Raw genomic sequence first — 21,991 nt, forward strand, 5'->3', positions numbered from 1 at the left:
AGGTCAATCGTTAAGGGCGTCAAGTCTTGCGCGCACGGACAACCCGTGGGCTTCAAGACTTTCGGAAATGGCAAGGGTTTCAGCCGCCGGGCCGATGGCGGCCAAGGCGCCGGGCGTCATGCGTGCCAAGGTGGTGCGTTTGAGGAAATCCATCACCGACAGGCCCGAGCTGAAGCGCGCCGAACGGGCGGTGGGCAGCACGTGGTTGGGGCCGCCAACATAGTCGCCGATGGCTTCGGGCGTGAACTGACCCAGGAAAATTGCGCCCGCATGCACGCATTTTTCAGACAAGGCTTCGGGGTCGGCCACACAGAGTTCCAGATGCTCAGGCGCGATGCGGTTGGACAGGCTTGCGGCCTCGTCCAGATCGGCAACGGTGATCACCGCGCCAAAGTCACGCCAGCTGGCTCCGGCAATCTGGCGACGTTCCAACGTTTCCAGCCGTGCCTCAACCGCTTGTGCCACTTTGCGGCCGAAGGCTTCGTCGGTGGTGATCAGGATCGACTGGGCGCTTTCATCGTGCTCGGCCTGGCTCATCAGATCCAGGGCCAGCCAATCGGGATCGTTATCCGCATCCGCGATGACCAGAATTTCAGACGGGCCTGCGATCATGTCGATGCCCACTTTGCCAAAGACGCGGCGCTTGGCGGCGGCGACAAAAGCGTTGCCCGGCCCGGTGATCTTGTCCACGGGCGCGATGGAATCCGTGCCATAGGCAAGGGCCGCGATGGCCTGCGCGCCGCCGATGCGATAGACCTCGTCCACGCCTGCAATGCGGGCCGCCAGAAGCACCAGCGGGTTCGTGACCCCATCGGGCGTCGGCACGGTGATGGCAAGCCGTTCAACCCCTGCAACCTTGGCGGGGATGGCGTTCATCAGAACCGATGAGGGATAGCTGGCAAGCCCGCCCGGCACGTAAAGCCCGGCTGCGGTTACTGGCGTCCAGCGCCATCCAAGATCGGCGCCCGTCTCATCCGTCCAACGCTGATCAGCCGGCATCTGGCGCGCGTGATAGGCGCGGATGCGCTCGGCGGCGAGCTCAAGCGCGGCGCGGTCTTCACCCGAGACCTTCGCGCATTCCGCGTCAATCTCCGCGTCCGAGAAGCGCAGTGTCTCTGGGGTCAGCTCCAGCCGATCAAATTTAGAGGTCAGGTCAATCACCGCCTGATCGCCCTGCGCACGCACATCCGCGATGATCCCAGCCACGGCGGTGTCCACATCGGGGCTGTCTTCGCGTTTCATCGACAAAAGCGCGGTGAACCGGGCGTCGAAATCGGCGTCTGTGCTGTTCAGAAACTGGGGCATGGCGCTCTCCTTTGCGCCGTTTTAGCTGCGGCGCGGCACGGCTTCAAGCTGGCTTGGGTGGGGATCACGCCGACATGTCATGTTCCGGGGTATGTTTTGATGGCGCGACATAGGGGCGGGTCACATCTTGCAGGGTCACGTCCAGCGCCTCGACCTCCAGCGCGATGGCCCCATCGCCTGCGAGCACCAGCTCCAACCGGCCCATGCCATCGTCGCCTGGCACAAAGGACAAGGACAAAACCGACAAGATCATGTCCGCATCGCCCTTTTCGATCCCCTGACTTTGCACTTTCAGCACATCCGAGACGGACAGCACCGATTGCACCCGTTCCACATCACGCCCGCGCGCCTGAGCGGCAGACCTGTCTTCCCAGCGGAAGCGGTTGAGCAAAAGCGCAAAGCGACGCCGTCCCGCATCCCACGACATTTCCGACGCCGGAAAGACCGCGTCCTGAACAAGTGCCGACACGACGGCCAGATCTTCACCATCCAGCGCCACCAGTTTCAGCGCACGTTCACCACCATCTTCGAACCGGGCGTCCTGCATGTCGATCACTCCTTCACGCGTTCGATCTTGGCCCCGATCGAAGACAGTTTGCGCACCACTTTTTCATAGCCGCGATCAAGGTGATAGACGCGGCTGACCACGGTTTCGCCTTCTGCGGCCATCGCCGCAAGGATCAAGGAGACAGAAGCGCGCAGGTCGGTCGCCATCACAGGCGCGCCTTTCAGCTTTTCCACACCATGCACGGTGGCGGTGCCGCCATGTACCTCGATATTCGCGCCCATGCGAATGAGTTCCGGGGCGTGCATGAAGCGGTTTTCGAAAATCGTTTCGTGCAGGGTCGAGGTGCCCTCAGCGGTACACAGCATCGCCATCATCTGTGCCTGCAGGTCAGTCGGGAAACCGGGGAAGGGTTCCGTGGTCACATCCACGGCAGAGACGCGGCCGTTTTTGCGCGCCACCTTCAGTCCCTTTTCGGTTTCTTCCACCTGAATGCCGGCAGCGTCCAGTTTCTCGCAGAAGCTTTCGACCAGCGAAATGCGGCCACCGATGCATTCCACCTCGCCACCCGCAATCGCCGGGGCCAGCATATAGGTGCCCAACTCGATCCGGTCGGTGACAACAGGGTGTGTGGCGCCATGCAGGCGGTCCACGCCCTGAATGACAATCTCAGATGTGCCGTCGCCTTCAATCTGTGCGCCCATCTTGCGCAGGCAATCCGCCAGATCGACGATCTCCGGTTCACGGGCCGCGTTGCGCAGAACCGTGGTGCCTTTGGCAAGGGTCGACGCCATCAGAATATTCTCGGTCGCACCGACCGAGGCAAAGGCCAGCTCGATTTCGGCACCTTTCAGGCCCCGCGGCGCTTTGGCGTGCAGATAGCCGTCTTTCAGTTCAATCTCGGCGCCCAGCTTTTCCAGCCCGAAGATGTGCAAATCCATCGGGCGCGCACCAATGGCACAGCCGCCCGGCAGCGACACAACCGCATGGCCCAGACGGGCCAGCATCGGACCCAGCACGAGGTTCGAGGCACGCATCTTGCGCACGATGTCATATTCGGCAACGTGGTTGTCCAGATTGTGGCTGGACAGGGTCAGAACCTGACCCTCTTGCATGGATGCGGCTTCGGCACCAAGGCTTTCCAACAGCTGTGTCATCGTCTTGATGTCCGACAGGCGCGGTGCATTTGTCAGGGTCAACGGCTCTTCAGACAGAATCGTTGCCGGCATCAAGGTCAGACAGGCGTTCTTGGCCCCTGCAATCGGAATTTCACCACGCAGCTCTCCGCCGCCCGTTACCACAATCGAATCCATCTGCCCGCCTTTACTCTTTGTTCTGACTGTCTTGCGCCTGTGTCCCACCCGCGCGCGCCTTCGCCTGTGCCTTGCGCCGGGCCATATTGGCCTTCAACGCTGCTTTCAGCCGGGTCTCGCGATCGGCCCCATTTTTCTGGGCTTTCGAGGGTGTGTTTTTACGCTCCATACCGCCTTCTGTAACCCGGTTTCAAAAAAGGGTCCAGAATGCGCTTGCGTCCTCGCACGAATAGGGCTAATCAGCCGCCCACGACGAACGCTGCAGTAGCTCAGTGGTAGAGCGCGTCATTGGTAATGACGAGGTCGGGAGTTCAATCCTCCCCTGCAGCACCACCCCCCTTCCAAAGATGACAGCCCTTTAGCCTTACGTGCAGGCGATCTGTATGCCGTTCGAAGTGGCGCAGGGGCGTCCCAATAACGCACGCCTTCCCGCATAAGTTTACCTTCCGTGACGGAACCTCCAAAATGCCTTGCCGCAACGTCAGTTAGGTGAAAGATTCCTTATACGCCACAGGCAAAGATGATCTCCATCTAATTGCATTGGCGCGGTAAGTTCTTTTTTAGGTTGAGTTTCCCGAGGCAAAAGACACACTTCTAGTATGAGCCGGAATCAAGAGATCGACTCGCTGGTAAGCGCATTGGACGCAGCGGCCCCTTCCGGGCATTACGTTGCGCTTCATATTCGTTTTGCAGCGCCCTTGATGACATTCCAGACCTATCCCCAAGCTTGGACAGATCACTACAGCCAAAACGCTTACGCGCTGCGTGATCCGATGATTGCCTGGGGTATTTCCTCCACCGGGGCCACCCGGTGGAGCGCCATCGACCTGCCCGACCCGTTCGGGATTTTCGAGCAGGCGGCGTCGTTTGGATTGCGTTACGGGGTCTGTATTTCTTGCGGTGAAGTCACCTCGCGCACAATTGCGGGGCTTGCCAGATCCGACCGGGAATTCACCGATGAAGAAATCGCAGATGTGACAGGCATCGTGTTGCGCCTTCATCATCTGGCCCAACCCCCTGACAATCTGACCAAAGCCGAAATAGAAGCGCTGCGTGTCCTTGCGTCGGGGGAACGATATGCCAATGGAGCTGCGCTCCTTGGTATTTCGGAAAGTGCCCTGAAAGCCCGGCTTTCCTCCGCTCGTAACAAGCTGTTTGCACGCACTTCTGCCGAAGCCATTCAACGCGCCAAGGATTACCGGCTTATTTAAAGACTGCCCTGCCGGGACGCGTGCATTCCCACCTTAACACCTGGAGGATGTCATGCAGACCACCACACTTTCGTTCGCAAATATACACAACCATGGCGAGCTTTTTGCCAATCTGCTTCGCGCTAGACGTCAAAGCTTTATCGTTCAAAACCGCTGGGATCTGCCCGAGGCGATGGGCATGGAATACGACCAGTACGACACGCCTGCCAGCCGCTGGGTCGCGGTGCACGAATTTGGCCGGGTGCTGGCGGGCATCCGCCTGACCCCCACCACGGCGCGTTGCGGGATTTACACCTATATGATCCGCGATGCGCAATTGGGCCTGCTGGATTCGATCCCATCGGACCTTTTGTATGATGACGCCCCTGTCGCTGAAAATGTCTGGGAAAGCAGCCGCGTTTTCGTGGCCCATGACACGCCCCAGCGCATCCGCCGTCGCGTGCATGCCTTTCTGATCAGCGAGATGACCAAATCCGCCCGCGAATTGGGGGCAACCCGCGTACTTGGGCTGATCCCGGCCAGCTGGCCCCGTTGGGCCAGACGCTGTGGGCTGGACGCGTCAGCAGCGGGCCGCGTGATGGAGATTGACGGGATCAACAACCAAGTCGTGTCCATCGACCTGTCCGCCAAGCTGCACTGATCCGCAGGAAAAAGAAAAAGGCGCGGCGGGGTACCCGTCGCGCCTTTGTCGCACCCATCAGGGACAGGTCAGTCCATCCATTCAAATGGCCGGGTAAACTCGCCCAGGCAATGGTTGATCGCGTCATAATCCACATCCCCCGTCGCACGCAGGCGCGCAACCAGGCCGCGTTTCTTGTCGTCGATCACCTCGACCACCTGAGCGGCATGACCCGCATCGGCCAGCGCCTTGTTGTAAATGCGCGTGATGGCAGATTTGCGTAGGTCAGGCTTGAACACTTTACCCACGGCGGTCTTGGGCAATTCATCCAGAATTTCCACATGCTTGGGCAGCGCGGCTTTTTCATGGATGTGCTTTTTGGCATAGGCCAGAAGCTCTTCCGGGGTGGTGCTGGCCCCGCCAACAAGTTCGACATAGGCACAGGGCAGCTCGCCTGAATAGCTGTCAGGCTGGCCAATGGCCCCCACCATGGCAACGGCCTCGTGCCCGGCCAGAACCTCTTCGATCTCAGCCGGGTCGATATTGTGACCACCGCGAATGATCAGGTCCTTGGCACGTCCCGTGATCCACAGATAGCCATCTTCGTCCAGCCGCCCCAGATCCCCCGTACGCAGATATTTTTCCTGCGCGAACAGGCCGACATTCTTTGCCGCTTCGGTATAGGTGTTGCCCGCGAAAACGCCGGGGTTGGACAGGCAAATCTCGCCCACTTCGTCCACGCCGTGTTCGGTCACCACCGTGCCCGCCTCGTCGCAGGTCAGGATTTTCACATCCGTATAGGGGAAGGGCACGCCGACCGAGCCAACTTTCTTGGCGCCCGTTGGCGGGTTGCAGGACACAAGGCAGGTGGCCTCGGTCAACCCGTAGCCTTCGACGATATTCACACCCGTCGCTTCCACGAAACGGTTGTAAAGCTCGATCGGTAAAGGGGCCGAGCCGGAAAACGCGGTTTTGAGCGTCGAGACATCCGCATCCACCGGGCGCTGCATCAGCGCCGAGATGGCCGTGGGCACGGTGATCATGAAGCTGACCTTGTAGCGTTCGATGAGCTTCCAGAAATTGTCAAAAACGCCATCGCCGCGATAACCCGCAGGCGTGGGATGCACGAAATGGCTGCCCGCCATCAGGACCGACATCCAGATCACATCGACCGCAAACACATGGAACAGCGGCAAGGGGCAGATGATCACGTCATTTTCGTCAAACAAAAGCGACGACCCCAGCCAGCCGTTGTAGACCATGCCGGAATACTTGTGCTGCGCCACTTTGGGCGTGCCGGTTGTGCCACCCGTATGGAAATAGGCCGCCACACGATCCTCGGGTTTGTCTTCAAAATCGAGCGTGGTGTTCTGGCGCTTCATTTCAGCCACAAAATCCAGAACCTTGGCAGTATGCTTCACCGGGTTCTTGGGACGCAGAAGCGGCACCAGCCAGCTTTTGGGCGGCTTGAGGTATTTGTTCAGGTCAATTTCCAGCACCGTTTTCACGTTGGGCGCCATCGACACGGCCTCGTTGGCCAGCTGCGCCACTTCGGATTTCGGGAAGGCTTTCAAGGTGACCAGAACCGTCGCGCCGGTTTCTTTCAGGATGCCCGCGACCTGCTCGGCATCCAAAAGCGGGTTGATCGGGTTGGCGATGCCGGCAATGCCCGCGCCCATCAGCGCATAGATCGTCTCGTTCGAATTGGGCAGCAGATAGGCCACCACATCATTTTCACCGACCCCAAGCGAGCGAAACAGGTTGGCCGCCTGACACGAGCGTTCCAGCATCTGGCGCCATGTCACGGTTTCCTTGGGGTCACTGGGGCCCGAGGTGATCTGGAATGACGCCGCCGGACGGTCCGGGAACTTTTTCGCGGTGCGTTCCAGCATCTGGTAAAGCGTCGCAGGCTTGTCGCGCGCCTCCCAGCTCATTTCGGCCTCGACCGCGTTGCGATCCGTCATCGAGCCAAAGTCATACATTTACGATCCTCCCTATGCCCGTTTTCCGGGCTTCATTTGGGGCACGAGCATGATCCCAAACGGCAAAACCCGCAAGTGTGACGTGACGTGGAAGCCAAGGTGACGAAAGGGAAGCTTTGAGCCAGAAAATAAAGGCTCCCGCGCATCTGCCCCATCTAGGATGGGTCTTGCTGCTTGGGGGTGGCCGCGCGCTGACGCGCGCGGCAGAAGCCCCTAGGCCTGACCTTCGGTGAACTGCAAACGCGCGAGACGCGCATAAAGCCCGTCCTCGGCCACAAGCTCATCATGGGTGCCCTGCGCCACGATGCGCCCCTCGTCAAACACCACGATCCGGTCCGCCTTTTTCACCGTCGCAAGCCGGTGCGCCACGATCAAGGTGGTACGCCCCTGCGCCAGCTCGTCCACAGCGCCCTGAACCAGACGTTCGCTTTCCGCATCAAGTGCCGAGGTCGCCTCGTCCAACAGCAACACAGGCGCATCGCGCAGGATCGCACGGGCAATCGCAATGCGCTGTTTCTGCCCGCCCGACAGCATCACCCCACGTTCGCCGACATAGGTGTCATAGCCTTCGGGCAAACGTGACAGGAAATCATGCGCGGCCGCGGCGCGCGCGGCGGCTTCAACTTCTGCATCTGTAGCGTCGGGTCGACCAAACCGGATGTTTTCACGGGCCGAATCCGCGAAGATCACAGCATCCTGCGGCACAAGCGCGATATGCTGACGGAAATCGTCACGGCGCATTTGGCGCAGGTCCACCCCGTCCAGCATTACCGCCCCGTCTTCAGGGTCATAAAAGCGCTGGATCAGTTGAATGATGGTGGATTTCCCGGCCCCTGACGGGCCGACCAGCGCCACGGTTTCACCGGCCGCCACGTTCAGCGTGATCTCTTCCAAGGCCGCCTGATTGGGGCGGGCGGGATAGTGGAACGTCACATTGTCAAACCGGATCGCGCCCGAGGGACGTTTCTCGATGGCAACCGGTTGCGTGGGGTCCTTGACCTGATCCTCTGCGTTCAAAAGCTCTACCAGACGTTCCGTGGCCCCTGCCGCGCGCTGAAGCTCGCTCCAGATCTCGGACAAGGCGCCCACGGCCCCCGCCACCATCACCGCATAGATTACGAACTGCACAAGCGCACCGATGGACACATCACCCCCGGTGACATCGCGCATCCCGATCCACAGAACGCCCACGACGCCCGAAAAGATCAGCGAGATGACGATCACCGTCATCACCGCGCGGGTCAGAATGCGGTGCTTGGCCGACAGAAAGCTCTGCTCGGTCAGCCCGGCAAACTCACCACGGCTCAGATCTTCATGGGTAAAGGCTTGCACGGTCTGCACGGACAAAAGCGCCTCGGAGGCATTGCCCGAGCTTTTGGCAATCCATTCCTGATTTTCACGCCCCAAAACGCGCAAACGGCGCCCCAGTACGATGATTGGCACGATCACCACCGGCACAATCAACAAGACCAAGCCCGTCAGCTTGGCCGAGGTGAACAGCATCAGGATCAACCCGCCAAGGAAGATAAACAGATTGCGCAGGGCCACCGACACAGAGGACCCGATCACCGACAGGATCAGCGTTGTATCCGTGGTGATGCGCGACAGCACTTCGCCGGTCATGATCTTCTCATAGAAAGCCGGGCTCATCCCCACGACGCGATCAAAGACTGCCTTGCGAATATCCGCCACGATCCGTTCGCCAAGACGGGTGACCAGATAGTATCGCAGCCCCGTGCCCAGAGCCAAAAGCGACGCCACGGCCAATGCGGCCAGAAAATACTTATCGAGCAACTGGTTCGTGGCACCATCAAACCCGTCAATCACACGGCGCACCGCGATGGGCAGGATCAGCGAAATACCGGCGGTAAAGACCAGGGCCACGAAGGCTGCAAAAATCCACAACCGATACGGCCGCATGAAGGGCCACAGCCCGGACAGCGCCCCGATGCGTTTCGACTTTTCGCGCTCGTCCATCTCGGCGCTCGACGCGCCTGCTTGTCTTGCCATGTGATCCGCTCCTTTCGGGCACAGATAACGAGAGCCATCGCGCCACACAACCCGCATGCGCCCGCAATTCCGCCTGATCCGCGCCGTCACCCCCTATGTCGCGCCCTGACGAAGGCCCAATCCCGCGCATCGCAGGCCGAACGGCTTCCAACGGCGCCACAAGCCCGATAGGGTTGATCTGACACGAAAAGGCCGCCCGGCAGGAGAAACAGTATGATCAGGTCAGTTCGCATATCACCAGCAGTGGCGACCGCTTTCTTGTTGATGATCCTCTCCGGCTGCGCCACGCCGCAGCAACAATGCATCGCGCGCGAAACGTCGGATTATCGGGCACTTCAGGCACAGATTGCCGAGGTCGAGGCCACCATCGCGCGGGGCTATGCGCTGCATCGCCAGACGATCCCTTACTCTGAAGCCCGTTTCTGCAAGACCAGCAGCGGGGCAGTTTACCCCTGCAACCGCACCCGGTTTCACCGGCTGGAAACCCCGGTCACGGTGGATATCAGCGCACAGCGCAAACAGTTGAAAGCATTGAAATCCAAACGCGCGAAACTGTCCCCACGTGCCGAAGCTGCCATTGCCGCGTGCCGTCACGCCCATCGCGAATGACCCGGATTGCCATTGTTCTGGGCGCTGCGGTGCGCCCCGACGGCACACCCTCGGCAGCCCTGTCGCGACGGGCCGAAACCGCTGCAGAACTGTACCATTCCGGCCAGATCGACAAGATCATCGCATCCGGCGGCGTGCCCGTTTCCGGCGTAACCGAAGCCGCACTGATCCGCGACATCTGCCAATCGAACGGGGTGCACGACGACGCGATCATCTGCGAGCATGCATCGTCCAACACGCTTGAGAACCTGAAGAACGCACAGCCGCTTTTGCCCAAACCCTGCAAGGTGACCTTGGTGACAGACCGCTATCATGCGCCACGTGCGCGGCTCATGGCCCGCCATCTGGGCATTGAGGCGCAGTCCGCATCCCCCAAAGGGCGCCCGGCGTCAGCGCGCTATCTTGTCAGGGGATATCTGCGCGAAGGGGCAGCACTTGCGCTTTACCTGATACGCCGGATCACTTCGCGACGGTAACCTGCACGGCGTTGCCAGTGGCACCTGATCCATAAATACGCACAAAAACGGTGGCCCCACCTTTCATGATGCGTTTTGCGGCATTCGGCGCGATCGACCCGTTTTTGACCATGCGTTCCATGACTTTGCGGTTGTTGATCGCCCCAAAGAACGGGTCCCATTCATCACCGGGCTGACTGATGCCAAAGCGATGGTAATTGGCGCGGTCCTGACGCAGCACCTGCCAAGGCGCGCTCAGACGTGCACCTTTGGAATTCACCAGATCCGCCTTGCCGATATAGGCCACATAAGCCCCGATCAGCTCCTGAGCTGCGGCTGGCGCAACTGCTCCGAAGGTCATGCAAATCCCCGCCGCAAGCGCAAGCACGGGTGTTTTTACGGAAAAGAACAGTCGGGTCATCGTCAGTTTTCCTTAAAGCGCTTCCAGCTCAAGCTGAAAACGCGTGCAGCGTTTTAATGTCGTCGGCGTTTTCATATGTCGTCATGTTTCAACAAAATGAGAAACCGCGTGCAGCGTTTGGCGCACAAGCACCGCCCCCCTAACGTGGGGGGCGCCAAGGCTTTCGTCAATGGAGGCGAACCTGACCCTGCAGCGCCCGCCCCAATGGGAAGTTAGCCGCCCGTAACGGTCAGACCCAGCATGCGCCAGGCATGCATACCGCCGCGATAATAGTGGATCAGCTCTGCGGGGAAGCCTGCCTCGATCATGCGACGCGCGGCGGTGGGGGATTGCCCGCACCAGTTGCCATTGCAAAACAGAGCGACCGGCTTGGCGTTTTCGCAATCGAAACCATCAAAATCCACTTCGCAGCCCAGCTCGTCCAAGCGGTCGGGGGCTTCGTTGTAAGGGATTGATATTGCGCCGGGAATTGTTCCTGTCTCGTGATCTGAAGCCACCCGGCTGTCCACGACAATCCTGTCGGGGTCGGCCAGCATGTCCATAAGCTCCAGCTCTCCGATCGGGATCACACCGGGGGCGGGCACCATGGGCTGCACGCAGAAGTTTGGGCAGGGCCGCGACGTGCGCGCCCATTCGCCCGACAGCTGATTGGCGGTGTCCGGGTTGCGCGAAATCTCGACCGGACCATTTTCTGTCTCGATGGTGACCGATGCGACATCAGGGCGAATATTCACGCCCTCGGCAAATAACGGGGTGGCGGCCAGCAACAAGGCGGCGGCGGTGGCAAGGGTTTTCATGGCGTCCTCGTTTGGTACGGTGATGACTTAAAGCGTAAAAATGTCGTGGGCGTCTTCATATTTCGTCATGTTCCACGAAATGCGAAACCGCCTTAGTTGAAGGTTTCAAACACGTCATACATGACAGGTTCGAAGCTTTTGCACAGCGTGGCGATGACCCGATTGCGTTCGCGCATCTCGTCGGTGCGAAGCATGGCCTGGAAATCCTCGCGCCGGGTCCATTGGCTGTAATTGGCGATCCGGGTCTGCGCGTCATTCACATGCAGCCCAGCGCCCACAAATCCGGGCTGTTTCGAGATGAAGTTCGTATAGGCGTCTGACAGAGCATCCAGAAGATCCTGACAGGTGCCGGGGGTCATCTCGAATGTCGTCAGAACCGTCTGATAGTCGGGGGCTTTGCTGATTTTTGGCATGGCGTCCTCCTTACACGGATCAGCCTAGCCTGAAATCTCTTACATATGAATATGTTTCGCACCAAACGGGGCGATGCGCCGCGTCAGTCAAAAAAGTCAAAAATCTCGGACAGAACCGATTTTTGCTTTTTCTTCTTATAGCGCCTTGCGTGGCGATAATCGTCATCATCCTCTTTGTAACGATCATCCCGGTAGCGGTCCTTTTTCGACGCTTTGCGGTGCGATTTATGGGCGGCTTCCTTTGGGCGCTCCATCCGGACCGGTTCGGGCGCAGGGGCGGGCGGTGCAGAGGGCAGTGGTTCAGGGTCGGGATCGGGCAACACAACCGCCGGCGTGGCTTTTTCGATGATCTTGTCCAGCTCGCCACGATCCAGCCAGACGCCCCGGCAGGTTGGGCAATAGTCAATCTCGACCCCTTGCCGTTCGGTCATCAAAAGCGCGGTACCATCCACAGGACATTTCATTGCCATTCCTCCGTTACACGCAACATTTAGGCATGAAAAAACGGGCCACAAGGGGCCCGTTTTCCAAACACGCTGCCAAAGCGTTTCGATTTCTTGTTGGGGCACAATTTAATCTCGAAACGCTTTAAGGCAGAGAATTCAGCGTGAGACGTGAACCGCGCAAGGCGCATGGCGCACGACACGTGCAGCGGTCGACCCCAGGAAGAAATCGGTCAGCCCCGGACGATGGGATGCGACCACGATGCAATCAATTTTCTGCGTCTTGGCATAGTCCACAATGGCATGACCCGCATGGCCAGACACCACCGCAATGGCCACTTCGGGCATCTCTTTCAGCTCATCCTGCAGACGGGCTTCCAGCTCGTTCACATTGTCTTCGATCTGACCTTCGGGAAGATACTGGGCGACATAGGCGGGCACCTCTTCCATCACATGAAGTGCGGTGATCTGGGCCCCCTCTGCGGCCACAGCTTTGGCAATATGCAGGGCTTCAGCCGTATCGCGCTCATGATCCAGCGCAATCGGCACAAGGACGTTCTTGTACATCACTGATTTCCTTTACTTTCAGTGTTCAGCTTTCTTCCTTGATAGCGTGAGCGCAAACACCGCTCCATGATACAAGTCAAATGGCCCGCCACCTTTCCCAACCAAAGCTTTGCGCATAGGATGACACGATGAAACTCAGTGTGAACACGCCCCAGATGCTGATCCTCGACCACAAACCGTGGCTCTTGTCTTTGGGCATGCTTGCGGGCCTGTTGATCTTTGTCGGGGTCGGGTTCGCGGCCATGACATAGGGCGAGCTTCTGTTTGGCCTGATGTTTGCGGGCATTGGCGGGCTGGTCTGGGGCGGATGTTTCGCGGTCTTCACCAAACGCGTGCAGCTGATCCTGGATGTGCAGGCCGGCCAGATCGTAAAGCGCAAACGCTCGTTTCTGGGCTATACGCAGGATGTCTATCCGCTCGACGCCCTACGTGCCGCCAAGTTGGAGGAAACCCGCAGCGACGGATCAACCATGTATCGCCCGGTTCTGGTGATGGACGGCCAACCGAACCTTCCCGTCGTGTCCTACTACACCAACGGATCGGGGCCGCGCCGCACCGCCGAGGCGATCAATGGCTGGCTTGACGCGCGCAAAAGCGCAACACAGCTTGACTCCGGGGGCTGAACCCCGTAACCCAGCCCCAAATCTCGGAAGTGCGAAACTTCCGGTCCCATGGCCCAAGCCGGGATCGCCCCCTGTCAGCGTGTTACGCCCACAGGGGCGCTCATCGTTTGGGAGCCCGGTTTCGGCCTTGGGATAAGCGCAACCCGCCCCTATCTAGGGTGAAACGAAACGGCAAAGGAGCCGCGAAATGTTTGAGAGCCTGTCAGATCGCCTATCCGGTGTCTTTGACCGCCTGACAAAACAAGGTGCGCTGTCCGAAGATGATGTAAAAACCGCCCTGCGCGAAGTGCGCGTCGCGCTGCTCGAGGCGGACGTCTCGCTGCCCGTGGCCCGCGACTTTGTGAAAAAGGTGCAGGAACAGGCCACCGGTCAGGCGGTGACAAAATCGGTCACGCCCGGCCAGCAGGTCGTGAAGATCGTGCACGACGCGCTGGTGGATGTGCTGACCGGCGAAGGCGAGCCCGGCGCGCTGAAGGTCGACAGCCCCCCTGCCCCGATCCTGATGGTCGGTCTGCAGGGTGGTGGTAAGACCACGACCACCGCAAAGCTTGCCAAACGCCTGACGGAAAAAGAAGGCAAGCGGGTCCTGATGGCCTCGCTCGACGTCTACCGCCCTGCCGCGATGGATCAGCTGGCCGTGTTGGGCACGCAGATCGGCGTGGATACTCTGCCGATCGTGCCGGGCCAGAAACCCGTCGACATCGCCAAGCGTGCCAAGCAGCAGGCGACGATGGGCGGCTATGACGTCTATATGCTCGACACCGCGGGTCGTCTGCACATCGACGAAGTCCTGATGGGCGAGGTCGAGGAAGTCTCGACCGTTGTGAACCCGCGCGAAACCCTCTTGGTGGTCGATGGCCTGACCGGTCAGGTCGCCGTTGAAGTGGCACAAGAGTTTGACGACAAAGTCGGCATCTCGGGCGTGGTCCTGACCCGTATGGATGGTGACGGACGCGGTGGTGCAGCGCTGTCGATGCGCGCAGTCACCGGCAAGCCGATCAAGTTTGTCGGTCTTGGCGAAAAGATGGACGCGCTGGAAACGTTTGAGCCCGACCGGATCGCAGGCCGCATCCTTGGCATGGGCGACATTGTTGCTCTTGTTGAAAAAGCCCAGGAAACCATCGAGGCCCAGCAAGCCGAGCGCATGATGAAGCGCTTCCAGAAGGGTCAGTTCAACATGAACGACCTGAAAATGCAGCTGGAGCAGATGATCAAGATGGGCGGCATGCAAGGCATCATGGGGATGATGCCGGGCATGAACAAGATGGCCAAACAGGCCGAGGCCGCGGGCATGGACGACAAGGTGCTGAAGCAGCAAATCGCTCTGATCCAGTCGATGACCAAACGCGAACGCGCCAACCCGCAAATCCTGCAAGCCAGCCGCAAGAAACGCATTGCCGCGGGGGCTGGCATGGAAGTCAGCGACCTGAACAAGCTTCTGAAAATGCAGCGCCAGATGGCGGACATGATGAAGAAGATGGGCAAGATGGGCAAAGGCAAGATGCTGAAACAGGCCATGGGTGGCATGTTCGGCAAAGGTGGCGGCATGCCCGATATGGGCGGCATGGACCCCTCGTCGATGGACCCGAAAGCGCTGGAAGCTGCGGCCAAAGCCATGGGTGGTAAGCTGCCCGGTGGTCTGCCCGGTCTGGGCGGCGGCGGCCTGCCCCCGGGCCTGTCGGGCTTCGGGAAGAAAAAGTAAGCGCGCGCCCGTGAAATTGCCTTTCGATCATATCACCACCCCGCGCCTTGTGCTGCGCCCGCCGGAAGCCGGCGATTGGGACGCGTTTCGCGATTTCCTGATGGACAATCCGCGCGCGCAGTTTGTGGGCGGTGGACCGAAAAGCGACAACACGCGCCGCACTGTCTGGCGCGCCTTTGGTCATGCGGTTGGTCACTGGGTGCTGAAAGACTACGGCCCCTTCATCGTGACCGACAAAGCAGACGGTCAGCCCATCGGCTGGGTCGGCCCCTGGTGCCCCGAAGGCTGGCCGGAACCGGAAATCGCATGGTCGCTCTGGTCAGATGCGCACGAAGGCAAGGGCTACGCCCATGAGGCCGCCGTGGCCGCTATCGATTGGGCCCACACCAACACCGACATTCAAAGCTTCGTCAGCTATGTGGATCACGACAACGCCCCCTCGGCCGCTTTGGCCAAACGTCTGGGCTGCGTGATCGACGCGGACGCACCGCGCTTTGAAGACGAGGACGACAGCTATGACGTCTGGCGCCACCCCGCGCCCGACACGGACGGCAACCCGGAGGCCTACGCATGACGTATCTTTCCGGCATCCCCACCCTATCCACCGACCGTCTGACACTGCGTGCCCCGGTTGAAGCTGACTTCGATCTGGTCGCGGCCTTTTTTGCCTCAAAGGAGCACAGCTGGGGTTTTGGCGGCCCGATGGATCGCACCGGCGCGTGGCGCTGGTTTGCGTCGAACCTTGGGCATTTTGCCCTGAAGGGCTACGGCTTTTGGTTCCTCGACACCGCCGACGGGCAGACCGTCGGCATGGTGGGCCTGTGGGGACCAGAGGGTTGGAATGAAACCGAGCTAGGCTATGTCCTGTTTGATGGGTTCGAAGGCAAAGGCTACGCGCTGGAGGCGGCACGCGCCGTGCGCGACCATGCCTATGACACTCTGGGCTGGGGACCGCTTTGTTCCAACATCTTCCCCGGCAATGATCGTTCGGTCGCGCTGGCGGAACGTATGGGCGCGACGCTGGAAGCCAAATGGGACAGCCCAACGCATGGCACCGAGCTTGTCTATCGTCACCCCTCGAAAGAGGCGCTTGCCCAGCAAAAGGAGGACACCGCATGACCGACGCAACCACCCGCGCCGCTGATCTTCTGAAGGAACACCGCGAGTCGATCGACCGGCTGGACGCGATCCTTGTTTACACGCTGGGCGAACGCTTCAAACACACGCAGGCCGTGGGCAAGCTGAAGGCTGAACACGCGCTGCCACCGTCTGACCCAGCCCGCGAAGCCAAACAAATCGAACGTCTGGAAGACCTGGCCACACGTGCCAATCTGGACCCCGATTTCGCCAAGAAATTCCTGAACTTCGTCATCGACGAGGTGATCAGGCATCACAAGAAACACCAAGAATGATCGGGCGCAAGCCCCTCAAATAGCTAGAAAAAAGGAAAACTCTCATGGCTATGAAAATTCGTCTCGCCCGTGGCGGCTCGAAAAAACGTCCCTTCTACCGCGTGGTTGCTGCAGACTCGCGCATGCCGCGTGATGGCCGTTTCATCGAAAAACTGGGCACCTATAACCCGCTCTTGCCGAAAGATTCGGAAGAGCGTGTGAAGCTGGACATGGAACGCGTTCAGTACTGGCTGGACCAGGGCGCCCAGCCTTCGGACCGCGTCAGCCGTTTCCTGGAAGCCGCTGGTGTTCTTGAGAAAAAAGAACGTGCCAACCTGAAAAAAGGTGAGCCGGGCCAGAAAGCCAAGGACCGCGCGGAAGAAAAAGCTGAAAAAGCCGCTGCTGCCAAAGAAGCTGCTGAAGCTCCTGCGGAAGCTCCGGCTGAAGAAGCTGCTGCCGAAGAATAAACCCGGCGGGTTGGATCTGACATGCACGCCTTTTCAGACGAGTTTCAGTCGGATCTTGAGGATCTGATGCGTTGGCGGCGCGACGTGCGCCGCTTTCGCACGGACCCGGTGGACGAGGCATTGCTCACGCAGTGCCTCGACGCGTTTCTGATGGCCCCTTCGGTGGGCCTCAGTGAGCCCTGGCGGGTGATCAGGGTGGACAGCGACGGCGCGCGTGCCGCTGCGCTGAAAAATTTCAAAGCCGCCAATGGCCAAGCCCTGAAAGGCTATTCCGGTGACAAGGCGCAGCTTTATGCGGGGCTGAAGCTTTCGGGTATGGAAGATGCCCCGGTGCAGCTGGCGATCTACTGCGACGAGGCGACCGACAAGGGCGCGGGGCTGGGCGCGGGCACCATGCCCGAAATGCGCCGCTATTCCGTGGTCTCGGCGATCATGCTCTTCTGGCTGGCGGTTCGTGCGCGCGGGCTGGGGCTGGGCTGGGTGTCGATCCTTGACCCCGACCAGCTTTCGCGCGATCTGGACGTGCCCGAAAGCTGGGAGCTTGTGGGCTATTTCTGTCTTGGCTGGCCCGAAACTGTTGACGACAGCCCGGAGCTTGAAAAAGCCGGCTGGGAAGCACGGCGCGGCGCGCTTCCCATCGAGAAAAGATAGGTCATGACATGGGTTTGCTTTTCCGTCCCTTTCGGTTGATCCTGATCATTGCTGCGGGCTTTCTGGCCGGGCTTTTATTTGAACGAAACAGCATGATCGACCGCTGTCTGGATCGGGGTGGCGCGGTGGATCGCGGTGTCTGCACAGGTATCGAAACTGGCATCGAAGGGAACTGAGACATGAGCGAAGAGCGCATCTGTGTTGGCGTGATTTCCGGCGCCTATGGGGTCAAAGGCGAAGCGAGGATCAAAAGCTTCTGTGCCGAACCCACGGCCATTGGCGACTATGACCCACTGTGGTCCGAGGACGGCACGCGCCAGTTTCACCTGACACTGGAGCGCCCGATCAAGAACGGCTTTGCCGCGCGCCTTCAGGGGGTCACCACCAAGGAAGAGGCCGATGCGTTGAAGGGGGTGCACCTCTATGTGGACCGTGCCGCGTTACCGAACCTGCCGGATGACGAATATTATCACACCGACCTTGTCGGGCTGACGGTTCTGGACACTGGCGGAGAGGTGCTGGGCAAGGTCATTTCCGTACAGAACCATGGCGCCTCGGATGTACTGGAAGTCTCGGGACCGGGCCTGTCCACCCCTGCCCTTTTGCCCTTCACCATGGCCGCCGTGCCCACGGTTGACCTTGCCGCAGGCCGTATCATCGCCGACCCGCCCGAAGGTGTTTTCCCCGAATGACCCGCGTCATTGTACATGCAGGCTATCACAAAACCGGCACCACAAGCCTGCAGGATTTCCTGTCGCAGAACCGGGACGCTCTGGCCCCCTATATGGCCTATTACGGCAAGATGGATTTCATGGATGCTGGCGCCATGGCGCGCATCTATGGGCAAAAGCCCTTTCCCCATCGCCTATTTGCCTTTCGCAAGACCTTCCGCGCCTTCCTGAACAGCATTGCGGATCATCCCTGCATCGTTCTGTCCCGCGAAACGTTTTCAGGCGGCATGCCGGGGCATCGGCGCCTGACCGGTCGTATGATCACCACCTATGATGGCCCGGCGCAAAAGCTGGCCAAAACGATCATAGCCGAATTGAAACGGCGGTTTGGGGAGGATGTGGAAATCACCTTCTTCTACACCACCCGAAGCGCAGAGGATTGGCTCAGATCGGTGCATGGGCACCTGCTGCGATCGATCAACCTGACCGATGATTTCGATGCATTTCGCGCTCGGTTTTCGCCACTGCGCGGCCCCGCAGAAGAAGCCCAGATCATGGCACGCGCGCTGGACCCGATCCCGGTGGTCACCGCAGCACTTGAAGACCATGCGAAAGACCCTTTTGGCCCGGCCCGCGCAGTGCTGGATCTGGCCCAAGTCCCGGACGCGGCACGTAACGGTTTGATCCCGGCGCCGCGCTCCAATACGGGGCAGACCGTTGACCTGCGCGCAAGCTTTCTGGACCTCAACCGGCGCGGGCTGGCAAAGCCGGAACTGAAAGCGGCCAAAGAGGCAATGATCAGCGAGAACCAGCGCTAACCCTTTTCGCGCGCGCGCAAACCCGCTATGGCAGCCCCATGACCAAAGACGACACTTCCACACCGGGGCCCAAACCCGCCAGATCCCGCGCGATGAAATCGCATGGGAAAGTGGCCATTTCAGCCTCGTTTAAACCGCGTGAACTGATGCAGGCCACGCCGCGATACGTGGGCACCTGGACCGCCAAAGTGATCACGCTGTTTCCCGGCGCCTTTCCCGGCGTACTGGGCGAAAGCCTGACCGGGCGGGCGTTGAAAGATGGGCTTTGGGCCTTGGAACCCATCGACCTGCGCATCTTCGGCGAAGGCAAACACCGCAATGTGGATGACACCCCCGCCGGCGGCGGCGCGGGCATGGTGTTGCGTGCTGACATCCTGTCACGCGCCATCGACACGGCCCAGAAATCCGTGCCCGCGGATCGGGCAAAATGGCCGATCATCTACATGTCCCCCCGGGGCAAGCCGCTGGATCAGGCTATGGCCCGGCGTTTTGCGGCCTGTGACGGGATGACTGTGCTATGTGGCCGGTTCGAAGGTGTCGACGAGCGGGTGCTGGAAGAATACGAGATCGAAGAGGTCAGCCTGGGCGACTTTGTCCTGACCGGCGGCGAGATCGCCGCGCAGGCAATTCTGGATGCCACCGTGCGCCTTCTGCCCGGCGTCTTGGGCAACGAGGCCTCGGCCGAAGAGGAAAGCTTTTCCGCAGGCCTTTTGGAGCATCCGCAATACACACGCCCCGCCGAATGGCGCGGACGCACGATCCCCGAGGTCCTGACATCCGGCCATCACGGCAAAATCGCCCAGTGGCGCCGCGAGATGAGCGAGCAGATCACCCGTGATCGCCGCCCGGACCTGTGGGAGGCGCACAAGGCCCGTCAGGATGGCGACGACTAAAGCGTTTTTCCGATTTCGTTGAAACAACGTGATCTGAAAACGCTTTAGCGCCGCACGCGCATCACGACCCTGACGTCTCCGCAGCGCCGGGCTGGGCTTTTTGCGAGGCCTGGTGCATGGACCCGCGCAGCTCCTCTTCCCATTCGTCACGCAGATCACGCAGCCGCTGCATGTAAGGCTCGTTCTCAAAAGCGGGCGTGTCGATATCATAAAGGTCTGCCAACTCGCGCAATGTGCGCCGGTCCATCTCGTCAAACGCATCCACCATGCGCTGCGCGGATGCGCGTGTCTCTCCCAATGCTTCAAAGACAGACCGCGTTGTGCGCAGAGAGCTGTCATAGGTCTCGCGAATGATATCGCGGCAGCCCGCAGCCCACAGGTGATAGACATGGTGACGGTCAATCGCGCGGGCGACCACATGCACATGCGGGTAGTGTCGTGTCACATGCTGAACGATATGCGTAATCGCATCCTGATCGTCGATGGCGACGACCAGCACCTTGGCTTCCGCGATCCCGGCTGCCTCCAGAAGGTCGGGGCGGGTTGCGTCCCCGAAGAAGGCCCTGAGGTCAAATTTCCGCAGCATCTCCAATTGCTCGGCGCTGTAATCCAGCACGGTCGTCTCGTAGCCTGCCCCGCTGATCGCCCGGTTCACGATACCACCGAAGCGCCCGTGTCCCGCGATGATGATCTTGGCCTCGCTGTCGATCTCGTCCGCCTCAAGTTCCTGCTGACGCGAATAGCGCGGCGCGATGATTTTGTCATAAAGGATGAACAAGGCCGGCGTCAGCAGCATGGTTAGCGCCACAACCAAAAGCAGGATATCCGCCACCTCTTGCGGCAGCACCGCATTGGCGACGGTAAACGAGATCAGGACAAATCCAAATTCGCCCGCTTGCGCCAAGCCAAGCCCAAACAGCCACTTGTCCCCGCCTTCCAGCTTGAAACTGCGCGCAAGCGCCAGAAGCACCAGCGCTTTCAGCGAAATCAGTCCCAGTGTCAGCCCAAGGATCAAGCCCAGCTGATCCCCCAGCAGTCCGAAATCAATGCTGGCACCAACGGTGATGAAAAAGACGCCAAGAAAGATGCCTTTGAATGGGTCGATATCGCTTTCCAGCTCGTGCCGGTATTCGCTGCCCGCCATGACAACCCCCGCCAGGAAGGTGCCCAGCGCAGGCGACAGCCCCACCATGGTCATCAAAAGCGCAATGCCCAGAACGAACATCAAGGCGGTGGTGACAAACAATTCGCGCAGTCGGGCGCGGGCAACAAAGCGGAAAACCGGCGTGGTCAGATAGGTGCCCGCCGCCATCACTCCCGCGATGGCCGCCAAAGTGACCAGCCCGGTTTGCCAGCCACTTAGCCCGTCGACGAGGCTCAGGTTCAGGCCACCTCCATGATCATCACCGTGACCACCGCCATGATCACCGGCGTGGGACATATGCTCGACCAGCTCGGGCAGCGCCAAAAGCGGCACAAGGGCCAGGATAGGGATTACCGCGATGTCCTGAAACAGCAAGACCGAGAAACTCGCCTGCCCGCCATCGCTGTTAAACAGTCCCTTTTCCTTCAGGGTCTGGTTCACAATCGCGGTCGAAGACAGCGCAAAGATCAACCCGATCGCCACGGCCACCGTCAGGGGCTGACCAAAACCCACGGCAACCCCAGCCACCAGCGCCGCTGTCACGCCAACCTGCAAGCCACCAAGGACAAAGATCCGCGCGCGCATTTCCCACAGGGCGCGGGGGTTCATTTCCAGCCCGACGATGAACAGCATCATCACAACACCAAACTCGGCAAAATGCTGAAGCGCCACAACGTCGACGCCTATGCCACGCAGAAACGGGCTGATCACAATGCCGGCAATCAGGTATCCCAACACCGACCCAAGACCGAAACGTGATGCGATGGGCACCGCCACAACGCCCGCAATAAACAATGTGAACGTGATCAGCATGAACTCGGCAGTCATGGGAAGGCTCCTGTCGCAAAATATCCCGAAAGGTTAACCGCGAAAGGGACAGGAAGGAAAGCCTAACCAAAGCGTTTTCAGTTGTTGCCCGATCACAGCAATAACTGGAAACGCCCACCATGCTTGCATGTTGCGCGGCGTTTCCACATCACG

General features: G+C 60.0%; 28 protein-coding genes and 1 tRNA gene. 17 read left to right on the forward strand and 12 right to left on the reverse strand.

Annotated elements, in window-relative coordinates:
• Nucleotides 1-3 precede the first annotated feature (3 nt).
• The 4 genes from hisD to ACRY08_RS06370 form a co-directional block, all read right to left on the reverse strand.
• Nucleotides 4-1,305 (reverse strand): histidinol dehydrogenase, encoded by a 1,302-nt coding sequence (gene hisD / locus ACRY08_RS06355; RefSeq protein WP_432449046.1) that lies wholly within the window; start codon nt 1,303-1,305, stop codon nt 4-6.
• A 64-nt stretch (nt 1,306-1,369) separates the two neighbouring features.
• Nucleotides 1,370-1,852 (reverse strand): DUF2948 family protein, encoded by a 483-nt coding sequence (locus ACRY08_RS06360; protein WP_432449047.1) that lies wholly within the window; start codon nt 1,850-1,852, stop codon nt 1,370-1,372.
• A 5-nt stretch (nt 1,853-1,857) separates the two neighbouring features.
• The gene (gene murA, locus ACRY08_RS06365) at nt 1,858-3,123 is read right to left on the reverse strand and encodes a UDP-N-acetylglucosamine 1-carboxyvinyltransferase (protein WP_432449048.1); all 1,266 of its coding nucleotides are present in this window, start codon (nt 3,121-3,123) and stop codon (nt 1,858-1,860) included.
• Between the two features lie 10 nt (nt 3,124-3,133).
• A complete protein-coding gene (locus ACRY08_RS06370; RefSeq protein ID WP_432449049.1) occupies nt 3,134-3,292 on the reverse strand; it encodes a hypothetical protein in 159 nt (52 codons plus the stop codon).
• Nucleotides 3,293-3,381: 89 nt separating this feature from the next.
• Between ACRY08_RS06370 and ACRY08_RS06375 the strand changes: the two genes are divergently transcribed.
• The 3 genes from ACRY08_RS06375 to ACRY08_RS06385 all read left to right on the forward strand — a co-directional run bounded on the left by ACRY08_RS06375 (nt 3,382) and on the right by ACRY08_RS06385 (nt 4,974).
• Nucleotides 3,382-3,456 (forward strand) — tRNA-Thr (locus ACRY08_RS06375).
• A gap of 266 nt (nt 3,457-3,722) precedes the next feature.
• Nucleotides 3,723-4,334: an autoinducer binding domain-containing protein gene (locus ACRY08_RS06380; protein WP_432449050.1), complete on the forward strand. Its 612-nt coding sequence runs from the start codon at nt 3,723-3,725 to the stop codon at nt 4,332-4,334.
• A gap of 52 nt (nt 4,335-4,386) precedes the next feature.
• Nucleotides 4,387-4,974 carry an acyl-homoserine-lactone synthase gene (locus ACRY08_RS06385; RefSeq protein WP_432449051.1) on the forward strand — a complete coding sequence of 196 codons (588 nt, stop codon included), beginning with the start codon at nt 4,387-4,389 and terminating at the stop codon, nt 4,972-4,974.
• Nucleotides 4,975-5,042: 68 nt separating this feature from the next.
• Here ACRY08_RS06385 and ACRY08_RS06390 read toward each other — a convergent pair whose 3' ends face one another.
• Both ACRY08_RS06390 and ACRY08_RS06395 read right to left on the reverse strand, forming a co-directional pair.
• Nucleotides 5,043-6,935 carry an acyl-CoA synthetase gene (locus ACRY08_RS06390; protein ID WP_432449052.1) on the reverse strand — a complete coding sequence of 631 codons (1,893 nt, stop codon included), beginning with the start codon at nt 6,933-6,935 and terminating at the stop codon, nt 5,043-5,045.
• 213 nt (nt 6,936-7,148) lie between these two features.
• Nucleotides 7,149-8,945: an ABC transporter transmembrane domain-containing protein gene (locus tag ACRY08_RS06395; RefSeq protein WP_432449053.1), complete on the reverse strand. Its 1,797-nt coding sequence runs from the start codon at nt 8,943-8,945 to the stop codon at nt 7,149-7,151.
• Nucleotides 8,946-9,158: 213 nt separating this feature from the next.
• On the opposite strand from ACRY08_RS06395, the gene ACRY08_RS06400 reads away from it, so the two are divergent.
• Nucleotides 9,159-9,554 (forward strand): hypothetical protein, encoded by a 396-nt coding sequence (locus ACRY08_RS06400; RefSeq protein WP_432449054.1) that lies wholly within the window; start codon nt 9,159-9,161, stop codon nt 9,552-9,554.
• On the forward strand, nt 9,551-10,030 hold the full coding sequence (locus tag ACRY08_RS06405) for a YdcF family protein (protein ID WP_432449055.1): 480 nt from the start codon (nt 9,551-9,553) through the stop codon (nt 10,028-10,030). The genes ACRY08_RS06400 and ACRY08_RS06405 overlap by 4 nt, the downstream gene beginning before the upstream one ends.
• Here the strand turns inward: ACRY08_RS06405 and ACRY08_RS06410 are convergent.
• The 5 genes from ACRY08_RS06410 to ACRY08_RS06430 form a co-directional block, all read right to left on the reverse strand.
• On the reverse strand, nt 10,014-10,430 hold the full coding sequence (locus ACRY08_RS06410) for a hypothetical protein (protein WP_432449056.1): 417 nt from the start codon (nt 10,428-10,430) through the stop codon (nt 10,014-10,016). The genes ACRY08_RS06405 and ACRY08_RS06410 overlap by 17 nt on opposite strands.
• 212 nt (nt 10,431-10,642) lie before the next feature.
• On the reverse strand, nt 10,643-11,227 hold the full coding sequence (locus ACRY08_RS06415) for a rhodanese-like domain-containing protein (RefSeq protein ID WP_432449057.1): 585 nt from the start codon (nt 11,225-11,227) through the stop codon (nt 10,643-10,645).
• A gap of 92 nt (nt 11,228-11,319) precedes the next feature.
• Nucleotides 11,320-11,640 (reverse strand): antibiotic biosynthesis monooxygenase family protein, encoded by a 321-nt coding sequence (locus ACRY08_RS06420; RefSeq protein WP_432449058.1) that lies wholly within the window; start codon nt 11,638-11,640, stop codon nt 11,320-11,322.
• An 83-nt stretch (nt 11,641-11,723) separates the two neighbouring features.
• A complete protein-coding gene (locus ACRY08_RS06425) occupies nt 11,724-12,104 on the reverse strand; it encodes a zf-TFIIB domain-containing protein (protein WP_432449059.1) in 381 nt (126 codons plus the stop codon).
• A gap of 138 nt (nt 12,105-12,242) precedes the next feature.
• Complete coding sequence (locus ACRY08_RS06430; protein ID WP_432449060.1) at nt 12,243-12,650, reverse strand: universal stress protein; 408 nt, start codon at nt 12,648-12,650, stop codon at nt 12,243-12,245.
• A gap of 128 nt (nt 12,651-12,778) precedes the next feature.
• On the opposite strand from ACRY08_RS06430, the gene ACRY08_RS06435 reads away from it, so the two are divergent.
• The 12 genes from ACRY08_RS06435 (at nt 12,779) to trmD (ending at nt 19,866) form a co-directional block, all read left to right on the forward strand.
• On the forward strand, nt 12,779-12,901 hold the full coding sequence (locus ACRY08_RS06435) for a hypothetical protein (RefSeq protein WP_432449061.1): 123 nt from the start codon (nt 12,779-12,781) through the stop codon (nt 12,899-12,901).
• 21 nt (nt 12,902-12,922) lie between these two features.
• Complete coding sequence (locus ACRY08_RS06440; RefSeq protein WP_432449062.1) at nt 12,923-13,273, forward strand: hypothetical protein; 351 nt, start codon at nt 12,923-12,925, stop codon at nt 13,271-13,273.
• Nucleotides 13,274-13,460: 187 nt separating this feature from the next.
• Nucleotides 13,461-14,975 (forward strand): signal recognition particle protein, encoded by a 1,515-nt coding sequence (gene ffh / locus ACRY08_RS06445; RefSeq protein ID WP_432449063.1) that lies wholly within the window; start codon nt 13,461-13,463, stop codon nt 14,973-14,975.
• 10 nt (nt 14,976-14,985) lie between these two features.
• A complete protein-coding gene (locus ACRY08_RS06450) occupies nt 14,986-15,549 on the forward strand; it encodes a GNAT family N-acetyltransferase (RefSeq protein WP_432449064.1) in 564 nt (187 codons plus the stop codon).
• Nucleotides 15,546-16,094, forward strand: a complete 549-nt coding sequence (locus ACRY08_RS06455; protein WP_432449065.1) for a GNAT family N-acetyltransferase — start codon at nt 15,546-15,548, stop codon at nt 16,092-16,094. The genes ACRY08_RS06450 and ACRY08_RS06455 overlap by 4 nt, the downstream gene beginning before the upstream one ends.
• Entirely contained in the window at nt 16,091-16,387 is a 297-nt protein-coding gene (locus tag ACRY08_RS06460; RefSeq protein ID WP_432449066.1) for a chorismate mutase, read from the forward strand. The genes ACRY08_RS06455 and ACRY08_RS06460 overlap by 4 nt, the downstream gene beginning before the upstream one ends.
• A 44-nt stretch (nt 16,388-16,431) precedes the next feature.
• Entirely contained in the window at nt 16,432-16,833 is a 402-nt protein-coding gene (rpsP, locus tag ACRY08_RS06465) for a 30S ribosomal protein S16 (protein WP_432449067.1), read from the forward strand.
• A 21-nt stretch (nt 16,834-16,854) separates the two neighbouring features.
• On the forward strand, nt 16,855-17,484 hold the full coding sequence (gene bluB, locus ACRY08_RS06470; protein WP_432449068.1) for a 5,6-dimethylbenzimidazole synthase: 630 nt from the start codon (nt 16,855-16,857) through the stop codon (nt 17,482-17,484).
• Nucleotides 17,485-17,492: 8 nt separating this feature from the next.
• Nucleotides 17,493-17,660 (forward strand): hypothetical protein, encoded by a 168-nt coding sequence (locus tag ACRY08_RS06475; protein ID WP_432449069.1) that lies wholly within the window; start codon nt 17,493-17,495, stop codon nt 17,658-17,660.
• 3 nt (nt 17,661-17,663) lie between these two features.
• Nucleotides 17,664-18,176, forward strand: coding sequence for a ribosome maturation factor RimM (gene rimM / locus ACRY08_RS06480; RefSeq protein ID WP_432449070.1), 513 nt, complete (start codon nt 17,664-17,666; stop codon nt 18,174-18,176).
• Nucleotides 18,173-18,973, forward strand: a complete 801-nt coding sequence (locus ACRY08_RS06485; protein WP_432449071.1) for a hypothetical protein — start codon at nt 18,173-18,175, stop codon at nt 18,971-18,973. The genes rimM and ACRY08_RS06485 overlap by 4 nt, the downstream gene beginning before the upstream one ends.
• Before the next feature lie 38 nt (nt 18,974-19,011).
• Nucleotides 19,012-19,866 carry a tRNA (guanosine(37)-N1)-methyltransferase TrmD gene (gene trmD, locus ACRY08_RS06490; RefSeq protein ID WP_432449072.1) on the forward strand — a complete coding sequence of 285 codons (855 nt, stop codon included), beginning with the start codon at nt 19,012-19,014 and terminating at the stop codon, nt 19,864-19,866.
• A 61-nt stretch (nt 19,867-19,927) separates the two neighbouring features.
• On the opposite strand, the gene ACRY08_RS06495 is transcribed toward trmD, so the two are convergent.
• Nucleotides 19,928-21,838 (reverse strand): cation:proton antiporter, encoded by a 1,911-nt coding sequence (locus tag ACRY08_RS06495; RefSeq protein WP_432449073.1) that lies wholly within the window; start codon nt 21,836-21,838, stop codon nt 19,928-19,930.
• Nucleotides 21,839-21,991: the final 153 nt, after the last annotated feature.

Source organism: Aliiroseovarius marinus (assembly GCF_050881025.1).
Taxonomy (GTDB): Bacteria; Pseudomonadota; Alphaproteobacteria; order Rhodobacterales; family Rhodobacteraceae; genus Aliiroseovarius; species Aliiroseovarius marinus_A.